Source organism: Ralstonia sp. A12, assembly GCF_000801955.1.
Lineage (GTDB): Bacteria > Pseudomonadota > Gammaproteobacteria > Burkholderiales > Burkholderiaceae > Ralstonia.
This window is the reverse complement of sequence record NZ_JSZO01000007.1, coordinates 267,917-287,370: the sequence shown is the minus strand read 5'-3', so window position 1 is coordinate 287,370 and position 19,454 is coordinate 267,917. Positions and strand designations below refer to the sequence as shown.

The following is a 19,454-nucleotide window of genomic DNA, read 5'->3' as shown; positions in this document are numbered from 1 at the left end:
TACCACGCCAGGTAATGCGTCAGCTCAGGACGGAACCTTCTTGAGCATTTCGATACCGACTTGGCCGGATGCGATTTCGCGCAGCGCGGTCACGGTCGGTTTGTCCTTGGCATCGACCTTGGGCGTGTGGCCCTGCACCAACTGACGGGCGCGGTATGTTGCGGCCAGCGCCAGTTCGAAGCGATTCGGAATCTGTTTCAAGCAATCTTCGACGGTAATACGCGCCATGAAAACTCCACCTGGTGGCAAATCTTGTTGATCTCGGTATTTTAGCAGCAGCGCAGCACTCGGCCCGGAGAGCACATCAGCACAAGCGCTACCACACTTTTACAAAAGCGCCGGAAAACGCCGACGCTTCAGGCAATTCAGTGAATGCCCAGTTCGACGAAAAGCTCGCCGTGGCGGGCCTTCTGGGCACCAAAACGCAGGCGCGTGGCCTGCACTACCGTGCGCAGTTCGGTCAATGCAGCATCGAACACTTCGTTGATGATGACGTAGTCAGCCTCAGGTGCGTGCGCCATCTCGGAGCCCGCTGCCAGCAGGCGGCGCACGATCACGTTGGGCTCGTCCTGGCCGCGCTTCTTCAAGCGATCCTCCAGCGCCGTGAGCGACGGCGGCAGGATGAAGATCTCGACGGCATTGGAGAAGCGGTGATGCACCTGCTGTGCGCCCTGCCAGTCAATCTCAAGCAGCACGTCGGTGCCAGCGCGCATCTGCTCTTCGATCCACACGCGCGAGGTGGCGTAGTAGTTGCCATGCACCTCGGCCCATTCAAGAAACTCGCCGCGGTCGCGGCAGGCCTTGAACTCATCCACAGTCATGAAGTTGTATTCGCGGCCGTGCTGCTCGCCCGGGCGGGGCTTGCGCGTGGTGGCCGAGACCGACAGGCGGATCGACGAATCCTGCGCCAGCAGCGCATTCACCAGCGTCGACTTGCCGGCGCCGGAGGGCGCCACGACCATGAACAGGCTGCCCGGAAAATGGTTCTCGATGGGCGTATCGACGGCCGAATGAACCTGAGGCGCTTGAGGGGATGGCATGTTCTAGTTCTGTTGTTCTAGGGGGTTATTCGAGGTTCTGGACTTGCTCGCGCATCTGCTCGATCAGCAGCTTGAGCTCCATCGACGCGTCGGCCAGTTCCTTGGCGGCGGCCTTCGAGCCGAGGGTGTTCGCCTCGCGGTTGAGCTCCTGCATCATGAAGTCCAGGCGCTTGCCGAGTTGGCCGCCCTTTTCCAGCAGATGGCGCGTCTCACGCAGATGTGCTTGCAAGCGCGAGAGTTCTTCAGCGATGTCGATGCGGATGCCGTAGACGGTGGCTTCCTGGCGAATGCGTTCGGACAGCTCGTCGCGCGTGAGGGCCGGCGTGCCATCGGGTGCAGCCAGGCCAAACGCTTCGCGCAGGCGCTCGGTCAGCTTGTCCTGATGTTGCTGGATCAGGTTCGGCACCATCGGCGACAACTCTTCGACAATCTTGAGCATAGCGTCGACGCGGTCCAGCAGCATGGCCTTGAGCGCATCGCCTTCGCGGCGGCGGGATTCCAGGAGTTGCTTGAGCGCCTCTTTGGCGGCGTCGACAACGGCGTCGCGCAGCGCGTCCTGGGTCAACTCGGGCTCGGCCAGCACGCCCGGCCAGCGCAGGATCTCGCCCATGCGCAGTGAACCCGACGCGGGCAGGTAGCGCGTGACTTCCTGCTCGAGCTTGGCCAACTGTTGCAGCACGCCGACATTGAGCGCCGCAACGTCGCTGGCGGCTTCCTGGCGTTGCAGGTTGATCCGGCACTCCAGCTTGCCGCGCGACAGTGCGCTCATGAGCATCTCGCGCAGGGCCGGCTCGAAGGCGCGACACTCTTCCGGCGCGCGGAAGAACAGATCGAGGAAGCGCGAGTTGACGGTGCGGAATTCGACCGACACGGTGGCGACGTTTCCGCTCGGTGCACCGTGGGCATCGGTAAAGGCTGCCTGGCGTGTAGCAACGCCGTAGCCGGTCATGCTGTGGATCATGAAATCGAGGTGTCTTCTTAGAGGTGCTGGATGCCCGGTGTGCCCAAACGCATACCGTGGCACGCTGAGAATTGGCGGGGAATCCCCCACCTTTTGTCGCTTTACAACGTGTGGACGGGTCAGGGAAAATCCGACAGCCATTTCGCCACACAAACCCATGACAGAGTCAAAAGGCTCAGGACAGCCACGCAGTGCACCGTTGCCGGTCGGCACCCTGCTGTCCAACTACCGTATTGTAAAGAAGTTGGCCAGCGGGGGGTTCAGCTTCGTCTATCTCGCCACCGATGAACATGGGACGCCGGTGGCCGTGAAGGAATACCTGCCGTCTTCGCTGGCCCGTCGTTCGCCCGGCGAATTGATTCCGGTCGTGCCTGAAGAAAGCGCGAGCGCGTTCCGCCTCGGGCTCAAATACTTCTTTGAAGAAGGCCGCTCGCTCGCCCGCATTTCTCACCCCGCCATCGTGCGCGTGCTCAATTTCTTCCGGGAAAACGGCACCGTCTACATGGTGATGACGTACGAGCAGGGCAAAACGCTTCAGGAGCACATCCTCAACGCGCGCCAGCAGGGCAAGCTCAAGATGCTGCGCGAGCGTTTCATCCGCCAGGTCTTCCATGACCTGATGAGCGGCCTGCGCGAAGTCCATATCCACAAGCTGCTGCACCTCGACATCAAGCCGGGCAACATCTATCTGCGCGAAGACCATTCGCCGATCCTGCTCGACTTTGGCGCCGCGCGGCAAACGCTCACTGCAGAGGCCTCGCGCTTCCAGCCGATGTACACACCGGGCTTTGCTGCGCCGGAGCTGTACCGCAAGCACAACGAGCTGGGCCCGTGGACGGACATCTACAGCATCGGCGCGACCATCTATGCCTGCATGGCAGGCACGCCGCCGCAGGAAGCCACGCAGCGCGAAAAGGACGACAAGCTGGAAGAAGGCCTGGAGCGCCTGCGCAAGGTCTATACAGCCAGCCTGATTGACTTGGTCGGCTGGTGCCTGAAGATGAAGCCGGAGGAACGCCCGCAAAGCGTGTTCCGCCTGCAGAAGGTACTGCGCGAAGAAAGCAACGCGCTGACCGAGTTGCAGGCACTGACCGCCGTCACACAAGGCGGCCCGGTGCCAGAAGAGAAAGAGGCGTTGACGACACGTTTCATGAGCCGCCTGTTGCGCCGCCGGGACAATTGACCGTCAAGTTGCCCCCAGCAGGCGGAGTATGATTCCAACACGGTGCAGCGCGGGACGGGACCAGCCGCCGCACCACACTCCTTCACCGAATACTCAATAGCCGCAATGCGATTCTCGGTCTATCAAGAAAGCAAAAAAGGCGCTCGACGCGTCAACCAGGACCGCATGGGGTACTGCTTCACGCGCGATGCCATGCTGATGGTGCTGTGCGACGGCCTGGGCGGACACTCGCTGGGCGAAGTCGCAGCCCAGCAGGCGCTGCAGACCATGGCACGCCAGTTCCAGCGCCACGCACGTCCGTCGATTCGCAACCCGCACGACTTCCTGCACGAGAGCATCATGCTCGCGCACCGCGACATCCACCGCTATGCCGAAACCAACGGCCTGCCGGATGCGCCGCGCACCACCATTGTCTGTGCGCTGGCGCAGCGCGGCTCGCTGCACTGGGCACACGCGGGTGATTCGCGCATGTACCTGATGCGCAAGGGCGAACTGGTGACGCGCACGCGCGATCACTCCAAGATCGAGAACCTGCTGCAACAGGACCGCGTGCTGCCGATGCAGGTGGCCAACCACCCCGAGCGCAACAAGATCTACAACTGCCTGGGCTCGCCCAACCTGCCGTTGATCGACATCGGCGGACCGACCAACCTGGAGCCGGGCGACGTCGCCATGCTCTGCTCCGATGGCCTGTGGGGCAGCGTGCAGGAAGACGAACTGGTCGACACCTGTACGAGCTTCTCGGTCACGCAGGCGATTCCGGAACTGATTGCCCGCGCACTGCGCAATGCCGGCGACACCGCCGACAACACGACCGCCATCGCCATGATGTGGGAGCTGGACGCGGTGACCACCACGCAGGATTCGGTGCAGACCGACACCCTGCCGCTGAACGCCTTCACCACGTCCATCCTGGATGCGCCGAGCGGCGAATCTGGGCTGATGTCGGAAGAGGAGATCGAGCGCTCCATCGCCGAGATCCGTGCCGCCATCGACAAGACCAGCAACCTGACGCGCTAAGCGTCACCGAGCAGGTCCCCGCCGGCCCGCCCTGCCAGACCCGACGTCGGCAGCGCGGGCCGGTATCATGTCGGGCTATCCGTTTTCTCAAGCGAGACCCCACATGCGTCCTAGCGGCCGTCAGCCCGACCAACTCCGCCCCGTCACCCTCACCCGCCACTTCACACGCCATGCTGAAGGCTCGGTGCTGGTGTGCTTTGGCGATACCCAAGTGCTCTGCACGGCCAGCGTGCTGCCCAAGGTGCCGCCGCACAAAAAGGGCAGCGGTGAAGGCTGGGTGACCGCCGAGTACGGCATGCTGCCGCGCTCGACGCACACGCGTTCCGACCGCGAAGCCGCACGCGGCAAGCAGACCGGCCGCACGCAGGAAATCCAGCGCCTGATTGGCCGCGCGATGCGCTCGGTATTCGACTTGGCGGCGCTGGGCGAATACACCATCCACCTCGACTGCGATGTGCTGCAGGCAGACGGCGGCACGCGCACGGCCAGCATTACCGGTGCGTTCGTGGCGGCCCATGACGCCATCTCCGCAATGCGCGCGAAGGGTCAACTGCCCGAGGGTGCGCAGCCGATCCGCGACTTCGTTGCCGCCGTGTCGGTAGGCGTGTTCAATGGCGTGCCGGTGCTCGACCTCGACTATCCGGAAGACTCCGCCTGCGACACCGACATGAACGTCGTCATGACCGGCGCGGGTGGCTTTGTGGAAGTGCAAGGCACCGCCGAAGGCACGCCCTTCACGCGCGCCGAAATGGACACGCTGCTCGGCCTCGCCGACCAGGGCATCCGCACGCTGATCGGCCTGCAGAAGCAGGCACTCGGCCTGTGAGCGCAACCGTCGTGACAGCCATGCGCAAAATCGTTCTCGCTTCCAACAACGCCGGCAAGCTGACGGAGTTCAACGCCTTGCTCGCCCCGCTCGGATTCGATGTGACGCCGCAAGGCGCACTCGGCATTCCCGAGGCGGAGGAGCCCTACGCAACCTTCGTCGAGAACGCGCTGACCAAGGCGCGCCACGCCAGCCGTGCGTCCGGCCTGCCGGCGCTGGCGGATGATTCCGGCATCTGCGTGCACGCGCTGGACGGCGCACCGGGCGTGTATTCCGCGCGCTATGCACAACTGGCTGGCGAAGAAAAGTCCGATGCTGCCAACAACGCCCGCCTCGTGCGCGAACTGGCCGGCAAGGCCAATCGCGGCGCACACTATGTTTGCGTGCTGGTCTATGTGCGGCACGCTGACGATCCGCAGCCCATCATCGCCGAGGGCAACTGGTTCGGCGAGGTGATCGACGCACCGCGCGGCGACGGTGGTTTCGGCTACGACCCGCACTTCCTGCTGCCCGACCTCGGCAAGACTGCCGCTGAAATGTCCAAAGCCGAGAAGAACGGCGTGAGCCATCGCGCACAAGCGCTCGCACAACTGGTCGAGCGGCTGCGTCTGTTTGAGAACGCCTGAGTTTCGATGATCCCGATTCACCCAGCCGGCGCAGTCAAGACGCCCTCCGCGACCGCCGCCGAAACCGGCGACAAAGTCACCTCCGTCTTCCTGCAGCCAGGCAAGATCAGCCTGCCCGCATCACCGCCGCTGTCGTTGTACGTGCACGTGCCTTGGTGTGTACGCAAGTGCCCGTACTGCGATTTCAACTCGCATGCGGAGCCGGAACAGGGCATCCCGGAAGAACGCTTTCTCGCGGCTGTACGGCAGGACCTGGAAGCCGCGCTGCCGATGGTGTGGGGCCGGCATGTGCACACTATCTTCATCGGTGGCGGCACCCCCAGCCTGTTGTCGGCGCAGGGGCTGGACCGGCTGCTGTCGGACATCCGCATGCTGTTACCCGTCGATGCCGATGCCGAGATCACGATGGAAGCGAACCCCGGCACGTTCGAGGCCGAGCGCTTTCGCAGCTATCGTGCGAGCGGCGTGAACCGTCTGTCGATCGGCATCCAGAGCTTCAACGATGCGCACCTGCAAGCGCTGGGCCGCATCCACAGCGCGGCCGAAGCACGTGCCGCCATCGACATCGCCCGCGCGCACTTCGACAACATCAATCTCGACCTGATGTTTGCCCTGCCCGGCCAGACGCTTGCCGAGTGCGAGGCTGACTTGGAAGCCGCGCTGTCGTTCGATACCAACCACGTCTCTCTGTATCACCTGACGCTGGAGCCGAACACATACTTCGCCAAGTACCCGCCCGCGCTGCCGGACGACGACACGGCGTTTGCCATGCAGGACTGGATTCATGCGCGGCTGGCTGCAGCTGGCTACGAGCACTACGAAGTGTCGGCGTATGCCAAAGCGGGCAAGCGCTGCAAGCACAACCTGAACTACTGGCAGTTCGGTGACTACCTCGGCATCGGGCCGGGCGCGCACGGCAAACTGAGCTTTCCGCACCGAGTCATCCGCGAGATGCGGCACAAGCATCCGGACACCTACCTGCGCCAGACCGAAACATCGGGCGGTGCCGCCGTCGTGCAGGAGCAGCGCGAAGTCGATGCGGCCGACCTGCCGTTCGAGTTCATGCTCAACGCGCTGCGGCTGACGGACGGGTTCCCCGTCACGCTGTTCCAGGAGCGCACCGGCCTGCCGCTTCGCACGATCGAGCACGAACTCGACGCCGCGGAACAGCGCGGCCTGCTCGCGCGTGACCACGTAGCGATCCGCCCGACCGAGCTGGGACAGCGATTCCTGAACGATCTGCAGGAATTGTTCTTGGCCGACGATAAAAACTGACGGTGACCCGGTGCCAAGTTGCACCGGGTACCGTTACAATGGCGGCCTTGCTCGCAACGAGCAGCCCAGCAGCACAAGGAAGCGTGGCCGAGTGGTTTAAGGCAGCAGTCTTGAAAACTGCCGATGGGGTGACCCATCCGTGAGTTCGAATCTCACCGCTTCCGCCAATCTCTTTTGCCCCTCCCCTTTCAAGCCATCGCCCCGAGCAGCACATCCGTGCCTCTTCGCGATGCCTCCATCGCGCGGGCAGTCGTCTCCCGCAATACCGTCTCGTAGCCGGCAATCGCCGCATCGAGCCCCACACGGCCTTGCCGCACCTCACCCAGCCATGCTGCCAAGTTGGCCGCGTCCGTCAGCGCAGTGTTGGCACCCAGGCCGCCTGCGGGGCTCATCGCGTGGATTGCATCGCCAAGCAGGGTGACGCGGCTGCTTGCCCATGGCAGCAAAGGCTGTGTGGCGCGCACCGGCAGCATGACCGTCGAGGCAGCATCCCCATAGGCAAGCAGTGCACGCAGTCCGCGCGCCCAGCCGACAGAGAGCGCAGCGATGCAAGCATCGACGCTACCGCCCGTATTCAAGCGTTGGTTTTGTGCAATCACCGCCCAGTACAGATACGGCTCCACTTCGCTCAGCCCGGCCTGGAGTTGCGCGGGTGACATCGCAAAACGCATCGCGTCGATGATGACCGCCAGCCCGTCGCCAAAGACGATCGTCGTGTTTCCCGGCAACTGATCGTCGATACGCGCCAGCGCGGCGGGCGTCAGATACGTCTTGCCGTAGATGACGGAGGCCTCGGTCAATACGGGCTCGGCCTCCGGCAACCGCTGCGCACGTATGCCGGAATGCACGCCATCGGCGCCAACCAGCACGTCGGTCACGAGCGTCGAGCCATCGTCGAACGTCACCTCGATGCGTCCGTCTTCGCACAACCGGTGACGAACATGCCCGCGCCCGAAGTGCACCCATTTACCGATGCCGTCGAACAGCACCTCGCGCAACGTCTGACGATGGGCGTTCAAGTCTGCCGGCTCGTCAGCATCGTCGTCGCGCCACGATTCGACCCAGCGGCCGTCCACGGGGCGCAGATGCGGATCGAACAGGTTCACGCGGCGCGCCGGCACGGCGCACGTCTTGCGGAGCAGCCTGTAGCGCGCCGGCGGCAGGCAGGCCTCCAGCGCCCGCTGCCCAGCGGCATCGATGCGGATGCGATAGCCCTGCGGACGGCTGCCCATGGCGGCATCGCGCTCGAACACGTCGAAAGCGATGCCGCGGCGACGCAGCCCCTGCGCGAGACACAGGCCACCCAGTCCCGCGCCAATGATGGTCACATGCAATGGTTCAAACATCGGCCCACTCCGCGAATGGCATCGATTGATTGGAGCCATCGCCCAGCGCGCGTCGGGCGACATCCAGTGCCACATCAAAACTGGCGACCACCACCATCGGCACCTTGAACGCCTGCACAGCGATCGCCGCCTGCGCGCGCACGGCCAGCCGCTGCACAGGATCGGGTTCAACATGCACCAGCGCCCTGCACTGCCCGGCCAGCGCCGCCTTGTTCTCCTTCAGCCAGACGGCGCGCAACCGGCGATCTTCGTGCGCCTCGTCTGCCTGCTGAACGCCGTGGATCACGACAAACGGCTGGCTACGCGCCAGCAGTGCGTCCATCTCACGTGCCCACTGCGGCGCATACCCGGGTGCCTGGGCGCCGCTACGCAGCATCACGATCGGCCATGCCGAGATGTCGTAGATGCGGAATGTATCCAACGTTTCTGCCATGTTTCCCCCTGCTGGGATTGCGATCCATGAGTGGCCCCTGTGGGCCGTGGGGTCACTATCGCGCACCGCAGCAAAGACGTGATAACGTGGTTTGGACAGAAACTATTGAAAACTCGCCAACCGCACATGCGCGCCCAGCCTCGCACCAGCGATGCCATGCCAGCCCGTCCCATGGCCGAGCTGATCACCCTCAAGGCCTTCAGCGAACGCACGGACGGCCCTGAGATCGTTGCCGTGGTGGGCACCGCCGAGAGCAATGACAGGCTCCAGTTCGGCACGCGCGAGGTCGACTGGCACAGCCATCTGCGGGGGCAGATCTTCTGCGTGGACAGCGGCCTGATGCACGTACGCACGCGGCATGGTTCGTGGATCCTGCCGCCGCACCGCGCCGGCTGGATTCCGCCAGGGGAGATGCACAGCGCCACCATCAGCGGCGTGATGAGCGGCTGGTTCGTGCTGGTCGCGCCTGCGTGCTGCGCGGATCTGCCCGACCGGCCATGCGTGGTCGGCATCAGCGACGTCATGCGTGCGCTCGTGCGCCGCGCCGTTACCTGGCCGGTCGATGACCTCCTCACGCCGGAATGCCAACGTATCGCCGCGGTGCTGCTTGACGAGCTACGTCACGCCCCGCGAGAACCACTGCATCTGCCGCTGCCGACTGACCGGCGCCTGGCGCGCATCGCGCAAAGTCTTGTCGACACACCCGGCGACACACGCACGCTGGAAGCCTGGGCCGAATGGGCTGGCGTGTCGCCACGCACGGTCAACCGGCTGTTCCTGGCGGAAACCGGCATCGGCTTCGCGCAATGGCGCCGCCAGGCCCGGCTGGTGCATGCGCTCGAACGCCTGGCCGCCGGTGAGCCGGTTGCCAACGTGGCCGACGCACTGGGCTACGCCTCGCCCAGCAACTTCATCGCCATGTTCCGCCAGTACTTTGGGCAATCCCCCGCGCGCTACTTCGGACGACGCGAATTGTCTGCTGCCGCATCCGCTGACGATGCGTGACTGATCCCACCGGAATCCGCAGGCAAAGCTGATATAGTCGCGTCGGCTCCGATTTCTGATTCTTGCGATGTCTCTCGTCTTCCGCCGAACCGTTCTCATGTTTGCTGCCGCAACTGCCGTTGCGGGCACCGGATTGGCGCATGCCCAAACTGCAGCACCGCAAGCGCCGGCCGCCGCCACAGCTGCCTCTGCCGGCACCGTGGCCGAGCTGCAGCAGTTGCTGGCGCAGAAGCGCCTGACAGAACTGCGCACCACCTACAACGGCGACTACGGCACGAGCCTGCTGCTGGTCAACGAAGACACCACCGCCTACGTCGCGCTGTCGTATCGCAAAGAATTGTGGCGCGTGTACAAGTTCGCGTCAGTGGCACCGGCTGAAGGCGCGTATGACACGCTGGCCCGCCAGACCCGTGTCTGGGCTGAAGATGACCTGCGCCGCGCCGTCACCGCCGGCCAGAAAGCCCAGCTCGAGCGCGAAGCCCAGGCCGCCGAGCAGCGCGCCGCCTCGCTCGGCCAGGAAGTGCGCATCATGCAGGCGCAGCGCCAGAAGATGCTGGAAGAACAGCAGACGGTGCGCCAGCAAACCCAGGCGCTGGACGTCGAGCGCCGCGCCTACAAGGCACAGGTTGACTCGCTGCAACAGCAGATCCGTCTGCTGGAAAAGCAGCTCAACGACCCGGCCTGGGCGCCTGCTCAGTAAGACTCCCACCCCGTTCCCTAGCCTGTGGTGCACATGCCGCAGGCTGGCGGTCGCCCCGTCGCCGACACAGTACGCAACAGATTTAGGATAAGTCTGATCGACCGCCTCCTGACAGGCTCTTAGCATGTCGACTGTTCCCGCAAGCGGCCACGCGCCTGCTGCGGCCATCAGCGGAGACGGACGTGGACTCTCTCAACTTCACCATCAGTGGCGACCTGGGCCTACCAGGTTTTGTGCGCGTGCCCCCGCCCTTCGGCACGCCGCGCGATGCTGTCCGTGCGATCCACTCCACCCTGGCCCGCGTAGAGAACGACGTGCGGCTGGCGACCGCCGCAACCGAGCATCAGGTGCTGCGCGCGCGATGGCGCCAGCGTTTGACAATCGTCGCGATCGGGGTGGCATGCACGGCGGCGGCCGCGCTGATCGGCTCGCATACTGGCAAGCGCCAGCCGCCGCTCCCCCACATCGACCCGGCGCAGTACGCTGCAATCTCGCAAGCGCCCACGCCAAGCGCGCCGGCAGAACTGCTTGCACCAGACACGGCACCAGCCGTCGCTGCCGGTGAAGCATCGAGCGGGATTGATGCCACGCCGGCCAAGACCGAAATCGAAACCGCACCGAGCCACGCGGGCCAACCGAACATCACCGTCGTGGCCAAGCCGGAGACGGAAGTTGTTCGCACACCGGCCCTCTCGACATTGCCAGAGACCGCCACCAAGTCGCGTACGCTTGCTCGCGCAACCGGCCGCACGGCAGCGCCTGTTGCGCCCGCTCGACCGGTTGCCGAGACCTACGATGCGCCGGCGGCGATCGAGAGCTACCGCACAATGGATGACACCGCGCCCGTCACCTCGGGCTATGTCGCCCCAGGCACTTCAGTACGCATCGAACTGCAACGCCACACGCGCCTGACCGACTGATCCGGCGTGCGCGCCACCACCCCAAACGGGCGGCGGCTGCCTAGTGCAGTTGGCCGCCCGTTTCGCGTACGTCGTGCAGCGTGCGCAGCGTCGTCTCGATGGCAATGCGCAGCCCGGCGACGATGGTGTCGTGTGCCATGCTCGGCTGCCCCGGATGCTTGGCCGCCTGCGACGGCAGATACGGGATGTGGATAAAGCCGGCGCGTGTGGGCAGCTTGTGACGGGCGATGGCGTGCATCAGCCCATAGAAGACGTGGTTGCAGACGAAGGTCCCCGCCGTCTGCGAGATCGCGGCGGGAACACCGCCCGCACGCAGTTCGCGCACGATGGCCTTGATCGGCAGCGTTGAAAAATACGCAGCCGGCCCGTCGCTCGCAATGGCGATATCGATGGGCTGCTTGCCGGCGTTGTCCGCAATGCGCGCGTCGTCCACGTTGATGGCGATGCGCTCGATGGCCATTTCGGAGCGGCCGCCGGCCTGCCCCACGGCGATCACCACATCCGGCTGCAGCGTCTGCAGCAGCTTGCCGAGCACCTTGTTGGATTCGCCGAAGATGGTCGGCAACTGGCGCGCGATGATCTCGGCGCCGGCGATCCCCTGACCGTCGAGCGTGCGCACGGCTTCCCACGACGGGTTGAGGGGCTCGTTCTCGAACGGATCAAAACCGGTGACGAGGACGGTAGGCATGACGTTCTCCTGCTTGCTACGTAAGACAAAAACGATGATAAACGTCCGTCGAACATCATGCCCAAGTGCGCGCTGGCGTTAGTTCGCCTTGCTGCGCTTGTTCTCGAAGGTCAGCAGGATGTCGACTTCTTCCGTGCCCGCCGTGTGCAGCCATTCACGCGTCAGACGCTCGCCCAGGCGGCGCATGTCGCCCTGCAGGTTCACGTCGGGATTGAGCACGCGTACACCGCTCTTGGCAAGCTCGGCCTCATCGCGCTCGTAGGTCTGACGGCTCGAATCCCAACCGCGTGCCTCGTAGTCCTTGGCCAGTTTCAGCACGGTCTGCTGGGTGGCGGGCGGCAGCTTGGCAAAGCGCGCTTCATTGACGAACACGGCGTTCTTCGGAATCCAGGCGTTGACCTTGTAGTAGTAGGTCAGGCGCTGGCCGGCCTTGGTTTCCAGGCCGGTTGACGGCGAGGTGACCATGGTGTCGATGCGCCCGGCGCTGATGGCGGCAGCCAGGTCGGCAGCCTCTACCTGCACAGCCTGCGCACCGTACAACTCGGCGATGCGCTTTTGCGCGGCGTTGTACGTGCGCAAACGATGGCCTTTCAGGTCGGACAAACGGGCAATCGGTGTTTCGGAATACAGGTTCTGCGGCGGCCAGGGCACGGCGTACAGCAGACGCAGGCCGTTGGCCTTCATCAGGGCTTCGATGCGGCTGCGCGAGGCGTCCCACAGCAGGCGTGCGTCGTTGTAGCCCGAAACCACGAAGGGAATCGAATCCACACCGAACAGCGGATCGCGCTGGGCCAGTGTCGAGAGCATCACCTCGCCCGCCTCGGCTTTGCCGTCTTTCACGCCGTCGAAGATCGCGGCCGGCTTGAGCAACGTGCCATTCGGCGACACCTCGAACTTGAGACTGCCGTTGGTGGCCGTGTTCACGGCGCTGGCGAAGGCCTGCAGGTTTTGCGTATGGAAATTGACGGCCGGATACGGTGTGGCCACGCGGAATGTTTCAGCGTGCGCCTGCGTAACAGACGTCAGCGAGATCAGCGACAGGGCGCTGGTTGCAAGAACACAAAGGAAGCGGCGTCCCGACTTGGGCCGGCCGCTCGTCATCTGGCTGCTCATGAATCCCCCCGGAGAAGAGCACGATGCGAGGTCAACGACCGCACACCCTGCTTACCCCCTCGGGCGGCGATCACGTCTGGCGGCGTACGCCGGTTGTATTTCACCGGCGTGACGCACACCGCACGCGATGCATTAGACACGATTAGTGCAGCATCAGGAAGTACAGCAGCACGATATTGGCTGCAAGCAACAGTAGCGCAGTCGGGACTTGCGCTTTGATCACAGCGTTCTTATCGGACAGCTCCAGCAGTGCAGCCGGCACAACGTTGAAGTTGGCCGCCATCGGGGTCAGCAGCGTGCCGCAGTAGCCCGAGAACATGCCGATGGCCGCCATCACTGCCGGGTTGGCATGGAACACGCCCACTAGGATCGGCACCCCCACGCCGCCCGTCATGACCGGGAAGGCCGCAAAGCCGTTGCCCATGATGACGGTGAACAGCGCCATGCCTACGCAGTAGACGATCACCGCGACGAGGCGATAGTCCATGTTGATGTAGGCGGTGGTCAGGTGTGCCACGGCCTTGCCCACACCCGCATCGGCAAACACCAGGCCCAACATGGCCAGCATCTGCGGCAGCACCAGCGCCCAGCCGAGCGACTCCGTCAGGCGGCGCGATTCACGCATGGCTTGCACCGGCGTGTCACGCGTGAGCCAGCAGGCCAGACCCAGCGAAATGATGCAGCCCAGGCCCAGCGAGACGAAGGTCTGGTTCTTCGGGTCGAGCAGCAGATCGCCGCCGATCTTGATGTCCTTCAGGAACACGCTGCCAATGACGGTGACCAGCGGAATGGTCAATGCCGGGATGAACAGGCGATTGCCCAGGCGCTTGGCGGAGGCCTTGCGCTCTTCAGCCGGCAGTTCACCATGCTTGCCGAGCGTCACGCCGCCCATGCCGGCCAGCAACGCCATCAGCACCGCACCGCAGCCCACCACGATCGGCGGGATCTTGTCACCGACCAGGAAGATCACGGCGAAGATCGCCCAGAACAGACCCGTGGTCCAGCGACGCGGGTGGTCCTTGTCGGCAAAGGTCATTAGCGCGGTGATCGTCAGGATGATCCCGGCCAGCCAGTACAGATAGTTGATCGACAGAATCATGGCTTACCCCTGCTTGGCCGTAGCGGCGTTGGTGTTGCCAGCCGCACCCATCTCACGGGCCAGCCAGCCGTCCAGGCGCTTGAGGCGCACGGCGTGGATCAGGAACGCGCAAACGGCGGTCGGGATGCCCCACACGGCAATGTGCAACGGCTCCACGTCGATGCCCGAGCCGAGCAGGAACGTGTGCATCAGCGCGATGGCGCCAAAGGCCACGAAGATGTCTTCACCGAAGAACAGGCCGACGTTGTCGGTGGCAGCGCAGAAGGCCAGCAGGCGTTCACGCACCGGCGCCGGCAGCTTGCCGAAGCGGTTTTCGGCGGCGCCTTCGGCCATCGGGGCCAGGAGCGGGCGCACCATCTGTGGATGACCGCCGAGGCTGGTCAGGCCCGCCGCAGCCGTCAGCTCGCGCACGGCGAGGTAGACGATCAGCAGACGGCCGACGGTGGCCGATTGAATGCGCGAGATCCAGTTCTGCGCGTGTTCACGCAAGCCATGGCGCTCGAGCAGCCCCACCACCGCCAGCGGCAGCAGGATGATCAGCGGCAACGTGCGTGTCTTGATGATGCCCGTCCCGATCGCCGTCAGGATTTGGTCAATGGACATCGATGCCGCAAAACCGGTGGCGATGGCGGCCACAGCCACCACCAGCATCGGATTGAATCGCAGGACGAACCCCGCGATGATGACGACCACCCCGATCAGCGGCCATAGATTCACTGCCGTACTCATGTGGTGCTTCCCCCCCAAGTTGCTAAAAAAAGCCCCGCATGGAACGTGCGGGGCGTGCTTCAGGCACCGGCGCCGACAGCGATCCCTTCGCTGCCGAGCCGTTCCCGGATGCGTCGCGCGAACGCCAGCGCATGTGCGCCGTCGCCGTGCAGACATACGGTTTGCGCGTGGATCGGAACCCACGTGCCATCAATCGCTTTCACGCGCTGCTCGCGCACCATCGTCAGTGTCTGGTCGAGCGCGGCGGCTTCATCGTCGATCAGCGCGCCAGGCGTGCCGCGTTTGACGAGCGAGCCATCCGCGTTATACCCGCGATCGGCAAACACCTCTTCCTTGGCCTGCAGGCCAAGCTCACGCGCCGCCTTGACCAGTTCGCCGCCGGCGAGCCCGAACACCACCAGCGACGGATCGAAATCACGCACGGCGCGCACGATCGCAGCCGCCAGCGGGCGGTCTCGCGAGGCCTGGTTGTACAGCGCGCCGTGTGCCTTCACGTGGGCCAGCTTGCCGCCCTGCGCACGCACGATAGCGGACAAACCGCCAATCTGGAACAGCACGCCGGCGTAGATCTCTTCCGGCGGCAGGTGCATCTCGGTGCGGCCAAAGTTCTCGCGGTCCGGAAAGCTCGGATGCGCGCCGATCGACACACCCTCGCGCAGCGCCCACGCGGTGGTCTGGCGCATCGTGTTGACATCACCAGCGTGCCAGCCGCAGGCGATGTTGGCGGAACTCACCAGCGCAAGCAGCGCCTCGTCGTTGTCGCAGCCCTCGCCGAGGTCGGCGTTCAGATCAATCGTCGTCATGATGTTGTCTTCCAATGCTTCAGGCACTCAGCCGTGTCTTGGCGGCGCGCCGCGCCGTCGACAGAATGCCCTGGCGCTGCCAATCCAGCGCGGTTTCGATTTGCTGCAGATAGCGCGTCACGTCAGCGCGCGCGGCTTCGGCTTCTTCCAGCGTCACGCGTTCAAAGCGGATGCGCGTGCCCAACGGGATTTGCGCCAGGCGCCATTGGTCCGCCAGGATCACGCTGCCGATCTTGGGGTAGCCGCCCGTGGTCTGTGCGTCGGCCATCAGCACGATAGGCTGACCCGACGGCGGCACCTGGATCACGCCCGGCACCACGCCGTGCGAGAGCAGATCGCCGCTCTGCTGTTTTTTGCGCTTAAGTTCCGGCCCTTGCAGACGGAAACCCATGCGGTTGCTGTTGGGGGTGAGCGTCCAGTCCGATTCCCAGAACGCGGCCTGCGCATCAGCCAGGTAGTCGTCGTACTCCGGGCCCGGCAGCACACGGATCACGGGCGTGTCGCCTTGCACGCGGTCGAACGTCCAGCGCGCGGCCTTCACGGCGACAGCGTCCTTGCTGATGTCGGGGGCGTGCGAGGTGTCGGCGGGCAACACGGGCAATCTGTCGCCGTCCTTGAGCGGGCGACCTTCAAAGCCGCCAAAGCCGGCCTTCAGGTCAGTGCTACGCGAGCCCATCATCTCCGGCACGTCGATGCCGCCGGCCACGCACAGGTACGCACGCACACCGCCCTGGGCCACGCGCAAGGTCAGCGTCTGGCCGCGCTGCACGGGGATGGCGTGCCAGGCGTGCACGGGCGTGCCGTCCAGCGTGGCGCGGCAATCGGCGCCCGTCAGTGCGATCAGGCCGTTGGCCTGGAAGCGCAGCGTGGCATTGCCAAGCGTGAACTCGATGCCCGCCGCATCACTGCGGTTGCCGACCAGGCGATTGCCCACGTATAGCGACAGCGGGTCGAGCGCACCCGCCGTGCACACGCCAAAGCGGCGATAGCCGGTGCGGCCCAGATCCTGCACGGACGCGAGCACGCCGGCCCGCACGATCTCGATCATGGCTTGAGCGGATTGGGATTGGCGGGGGCTCATGCGCGCACCTTCGAGGCAACGAAACGGATGCGGTCTCCGGGTGCCAGCAGCGTGGGGGGATTGCGCTGCGGCAGGAAGAGCGCCGCATCCGTGCGGCCAAGCAACTGCCAGCCGCCGGGGGACGCGGCCGGGTAGATGCCTGTCTGCTCGCCGCCAATGCCGACCGAGCCGGCAGGCACCGCCATGCGCGGCTCCGCGCGGCGCGGCGTGGCAAGCGATTTGTCCAGGCCGCCCATATAGGCAAAGCCCGGCTGGAAACCGAGGAAGTAGACGATGTATTCAGGGGCGGTGTGGCGGCGCACGACTTCGGCCGGCGTCAGGCCGGTGTGCTTGGCGACCTCGCGCAGATCGGGGCCATCATCACCGCCATAGGCGACTTCGATGTCGACCAGCTTGCCGTCGGCCACCAGTGCTTCGCTGTCTTCCCATGCTTCGCGCAGCAGGGTTTCGAGCACGCGCGCGTCGGCCAACGGGCCAAACACGAGCGTGAGGTTATTCATGCCGGGCACCACGTCAATCACGCCCGCCCAATTGGACGCGCGCGAGGCGATGGCCCAGATACGCTGCTGGCAATTCAAGGTCGCCGGCGGCGGCACTTCGCACAACAGCGCCAGTTCGCCCAGCCGGTGAATCGTGCACTGCAACTTAACCCCCGGTCTCGAAAGCACGCGTTACGGCGTGCGGATGAAAACGAAAGTGATACGTTAATAAAACGTTGATAAATTATGTATAAGAAGTAACCCTTAGTCGCGCAGGGTTTGGTCGCGTCTGATCATGGTCCAGCGTCCTCATGATAGGCGCCGGACACGATCAGCGTGACTGGCATGTTATGCCAAAGTCATATGAAAGGATGAAGACGCCTCTAGAACAAGAGGCGTAGACGCATAGTGGGAATTGCGCGAATCAGGCGCCGGGCTCTTCGCGCGTGGCGCGCAGCCCCAGGATGAGCGCCCCGACAGCGCAAACCGCCATCATGCCCAGCAGCGGCAGCGCGCTCTGACCGATGGCTGCGACCACCGTGCCCGTCACCATGCCCAGGCCGAACTGCATGGCACCCATCAGCGCCGAGCCGGTACCAGCGCGTGCGCCCTGCCCGGCCATCGCCAGCGCGCCCGTGTTGGGCGAAATGCAGCCGATCGACGCGATGTAGCAGAACAACGCCACCAGCACGAGCGGCAGCGGCGTGAACCCGGCCGCTGCGGCTGCCGTCGCCAGCACGCTGGTCACCACCGGAATCCACAGCGCCCGGCGCAGCACGCGCGCCGGCGAGTATTTGCGCACCAGCCGCACGTTCACGCGCGAGGCCGCAATCATCCCCGCTGCGTTGCCGCCGAACACCCACGCATAGTGCGACGGCGACAATCCATACCCGTCGATCAGCACGAACGACGATACGGTGATGTAGGCAAACATGCCCGACAGGAACACCGCGCCACACCACATGTAGGCGGCGTAGTGGTGGTCACGCAGCAGTTCCCAATAATCACGCAGCACGTGGCTGACCGCTAGCTTGCGGGCCTTTTCCGGGGCCAGCGTCTCGCGCATCAGGTAGTGCACCGCCAGCAGCGACAGCACGCCGAAGGTCGTCAGCAGCGCAAAGATGATCCGCCACGAGCCCACCTGCAGCACGGCGCCGCCAATCATCGGCGCGAGAATCGGCGCCACACCCATCACCAGCATGAGCGTGGAATACGCCTGTGCGGCGCCTGCCGGATCCATGCGGTCACGCACGGCTGCGCGCGCGATCACCATGCCCGCACAACCGCCAAAGCCCTGCACGCCGCGAAGCACGGTCAGCATGGTGGCGTCCTTGGCGAACGCGCAGCCGATTGAGGCCACCACGTACAGCGCCAGGCCGATATACAGCGGCGGCTTGCGGCCAAAGCGATCGCTGGCCGGGCCGTAGATGAGCTGGCCGATCGCCAGGCTGATGAGGAAGACGGTGAGCGTGAGCCCCGCCGCGGCTGACGAGGTATTCAGGTCGCGCGCGATGGTCGGCAGGCTCGGCAGATACATGTCGACCGACAGCGGGCCAACCGCGGTGAGCATGCCAAGCAGCAAGAGCCAGCCAGGAATGGGGCCAGGCAGGCGGGATCGTCCGGAAACGGGAGCAGTCATGGGAGGGAAGGCGGCGCGGCAGCGGAACGTGGGATGCGGCATCCGTGCCGGAGCAAACCGCGAACTGTAGCGCAAAGTGGCAGATCCCGCCGAAAGCACCGGACAGGTGCATACCGTAGGCAACCTCGCCCGTTCGCCCCACGCGAGGGACACCCGCGCAACCTGCATACCCAGACATAACAAGCTACGACGCGCAAATCGACAAAATCAGCCCGGCACGGGATTTGCACTCCCAGCCCGTTCATGTGCAACCCGCGTAAACCCGCCACAACCGCCGTCCGGCATGGGCTGGACGATATAATTCACATTTGATGAAAAGCATCACGCAACCATGATGATTGCTGCGACGCGTCGGCGCGAATCTGCGTCGGCATCGCGAGCAGTGAAGTGTCGTCAACAACCAAAAACAGACCGCCTTCGACGAGCGCGTTGCTCGCGCGAGGTGGCACGGAAACCACGAGCCCACCTGTTGTGACACAACATCCTCC

The 19,454-nt window shown here is 64.7% G+C and carries 22 protein-coding genes and 1 tRNA gene; 9 read left to right on the top strand and 14 right to left on the bottom strand.

What is annotated here, in order from left to right:
* Positions 1 to 24: 24 nt before the first annotated feature.
* The 3 genes from rpoZ to PI87_RS11415 all read right to left on the bottom strand — a co-directional run bounded on the left by rpoZ (position 25) and on the right by PI87_RS11415 (position 2,001).
* A complete protein-coding gene (rpoZ, locus tag PI87_RS11425) occupies positions 25 to 228 on the bottom strand; it encodes a DNA-directed RNA polymerase subunit omega (RefSeq protein ID WP_004630929.1) in 204 nt (67 codons plus the stop codon).
* A gap of 137 nt (positions 229 to 365) precedes the next feature.
* A complete protein-coding gene (gene gmk, locus PI87_RS11420; RefSeq protein WP_039597812.1) occupies positions 366 to 1,040 on the bottom strand; it encodes a guanylate kinase in 675 nt (224 codons plus the stop codon).
* Between the two features lie 25 nt (positions 1,041 to 1,065).
* Entirely contained in the window at positions 1,066 to 2,001 is a 936-nt protein-coding gene (locus PI87_RS11415) for a YicC/YloC family endoribonuclease (protein WP_039597811.1), read from the bottom strand.
* 157 nt (positions 2,002 to 2,158) lie between these two features.
* On the opposite strand from PI87_RS11415, the gene PI87_RS11410 reads away from it, so the two are divergent.
* From PI87_RS11410 to PI87_RS11385, 6 genes are all read left to right on the top strand, one after another.
* Entirely contained in the window at positions 2,159 to 3,184 is a 1,026-nt protein-coding gene (locus PI87_RS11410) for a serine/threonine protein kinase (protein WP_039597810.1), read from the top strand.
* Positions 3,185 to 3,289: 105 nt separating this feature from the next.
* Positions 3,290 to 4,204, top strand: a complete 915-nt coding sequence (locus PI87_RS11405; RefSeq protein ID WP_039597809.1) for a PP2C family protein-serine/threonine phosphatase — start codon at positions 3,290 to 3,292, stop codon at positions 4,202 to 4,204.
* A 103-nt stretch (positions 4,205 to 4,307) separates the two neighbouring features.
* A complete protein-coding gene (gene rph / locus PI87_RS11400) occupies positions 4,308 to 5,030 on the top strand; it encodes a ribonuclease PH (RefSeq protein WP_039597808.1) in 723 nt (240 codons plus the stop codon).
* Positions 5,031 to 5,050: 20 nt separating this feature from the next.
* Positions 5,051 to 5,656, top strand: coding sequence for an RdgB/HAM1 family non-canonical purine NTP pyrophosphatase (gene rdgB / locus PI87_RS11395; protein WP_039597916.1), 606 nt, complete (start codon positions 5,051 to 5,053; stop codon positions 5,654 to 5,656).
* A gap of 6 nt (positions 5,657 to 5,662) precedes the next feature.
* Positions 5,663 to 6,931 (top strand): radical SAM family heme chaperone HemW, encoded by a 1,269-nt coding sequence (gene hemW / locus PI87_RS11390; RefSeq protein ID WP_039597807.1) that lies wholly within the window; start codon positions 5,663 to 5,665, stop codon positions 6,929 to 6,931.
* Positions 6,932 to 7,008: 77 nt separating this feature from the next.
* Positions 7,009 to 7,098: transfer RNA gene (locus tag PI87_RS11385), tRNA-Ser, on the top strand.
* Between the two features lie 21 nt (positions 7,099 to 7,119).
* On the opposite strand, the gene PI87_RS11380 is transcribed toward PI87_RS11385, so the two are convergent.
* Together PI87_RS11380 and PI87_RS11375 are read right to left on the bottom strand one after the other, a co-directional pair.
* Positions 7,120 to 8,277, bottom strand: coding sequence for an FAD-dependent oxidoreductase (locus tag PI87_RS11380; protein ID WP_039597806.1), 1,158 nt, complete (start codon positions 8,275 to 8,277; stop codon positions 7,120 to 7,122).
* Positions 8,270 to 8,710 (bottom strand): hypothetical protein, encoded by a 441-nt coding sequence (locus PI87_RS11375; RefSeq protein ID WP_039597805.1) that lies wholly within the window; start codon positions 8,708 to 8,710, stop codon positions 8,270 to 8,272. The genes PI87_RS11380 and PI87_RS11375 overlap by 8 nt, the downstream gene beginning before the upstream one ends.
* A gap of 156 nt (positions 8,711 to 8,866) precedes the next feature.
* On the opposite strand from PI87_RS11375, the gene PI87_RS11370 reads away from it, so the two are divergent.
* The 3 genes from PI87_RS11370 (at position 8,867) to PI87_RS11360 (ending at position 11,335) form a co-directional block, all read left to right on the top strand.
* Positions 8,867 to 9,715, top strand: a complete 849-nt coding sequence (locus PI87_RS11370) for an AraC family transcriptional regulator (protein WP_039597915.1) — start codon at positions 8,867 to 8,869, stop codon at positions 9,713 to 9,715.
* Between the two features lie 67 nt (positions 9,716 to 9,782).
* Entirely contained in the window at positions 9,783 to 10,415 is a 633-nt protein-coding gene (locus PI87_RS11365) for a DUF2968 domain-containing protein (RefSeq protein WP_039597804.1), read from the top strand.
* A 182-nt stretch (positions 10,416 to 10,597) separates the two neighbouring features.
* Entirely contained in the window at positions 10,598 to 11,335 is a 738-nt protein-coding gene (locus PI87_RS11360) for a hypothetical protein (RefSeq protein WP_039597803.1), read from the top strand.
* A 40-nt stretch (positions 11,336 to 11,375) separates the two neighbouring features.
* Here PI87_RS11360 and pcp read toward each other — a convergent pair whose 3' ends face one another.
* The 9 genes from pcp to PI87_RS29050 form a co-directional block, all read right to left on the bottom strand.
* The gene (gene pcp, locus PI87_RS11355; RefSeq protein WP_039597802.1) at positions 11,376 to 12,023 is read right to left on the bottom strand and encodes a pyroglutamyl-peptidase I; all 648 of its coding nucleotides are present in this window, start codon (positions 12,021 to 12,023) and stop codon (positions 11,376 to 11,378) included.
* 78 nt (positions 12,024 to 12,101) lie between these two features.
* Positions 12,102 to 13,136, bottom strand: a complete 1,035-nt coding sequence (locus PI87_RS11350) for a TRAP transporter substrate-binding protein (RefSeq protein WP_039597801.1) — start codon at positions 13,134 to 13,136, stop codon at positions 12,102 to 12,104.
* A 142-nt stretch (positions 13,137 to 13,278) separates the two neighbouring features.
* Entirely contained in the window at positions 13,279 to 14,235 is a 957-nt protein-coding gene (locus PI87_RS11345) for a DUF979 domain-containing protein (protein WP_039597800.1), read from the bottom strand.
* 3 nt (positions 14,236 to 14,238) lie between these two features.
* Positions 14,239 to 14,964: a DUF969 domain-containing protein gene (locus tag PI87_RS11340; RefSeq protein ID WP_039597799.1), complete on the bottom strand. Its 726-nt coding sequence runs from the start codon at positions 14,962 to 14,964 to the stop codon at positions 14,239 to 14,241.
* Positions 14,965 to 15,023: 59 nt separating this feature from the next.
* Positions 15,024 to 15,767, bottom strand: a complete 744-nt coding sequence (gene pxpA / locus PI87_RS11335; protein ID WP_039597914.1) for a 5-oxoprolinase subunit PxpA — start codon at positions 15,765 to 15,767, stop codon at positions 15,024 to 15,026.
* Between the two features lie 19 nt (positions 15,768 to 15,786).
* A complete protein-coding gene (locus PI87_RS11330; RefSeq protein ID WP_052321486.1) occupies positions 15,787 to 16,848 on the bottom strand; it encodes a biotin-dependent carboxyltransferase family protein in 1,062 nt (353 codons plus the stop codon).
* Positions 16,845 to 17,492, bottom strand: coding sequence for a 5-oxoprolinase subunit PxpB (pxpB, locus tag PI87_RS11325; RefSeq protein WP_039597797.1), 648 nt, complete (start codon positions 17,490 to 17,492; stop codon positions 16,845 to 16,847). Before pxpB ends, PI87_RS11330 begins: the two co-directional genes overlap by 4 nt.
* A 259-nt stretch (positions 17,493 to 17,751) precedes the next feature.
* Positions 17,752 to 18,966, bottom strand: a complete 1,215-nt coding sequence (locus PI87_RS11320) for a multidrug effflux MFS transporter (RefSeq protein ID WP_039597913.1) — start codon at positions 18,964 to 18,966, stop codon at positions 17,752 to 17,754.
* Positions 18,967 to 19,268: 302 nt separating this feature from the next.
* On the bottom strand, positions 19,269 to 19,424 hold the full coding sequence (locus PI87_RS29050; protein WP_157003111.1) for a hypothetical protein: 156 nt from the start codon (positions 19,422 to 19,424) through the stop codon (positions 19,269 to 19,271).
* Positions 19,425 to 19,454: the final 30 nt, after the last annotated feature.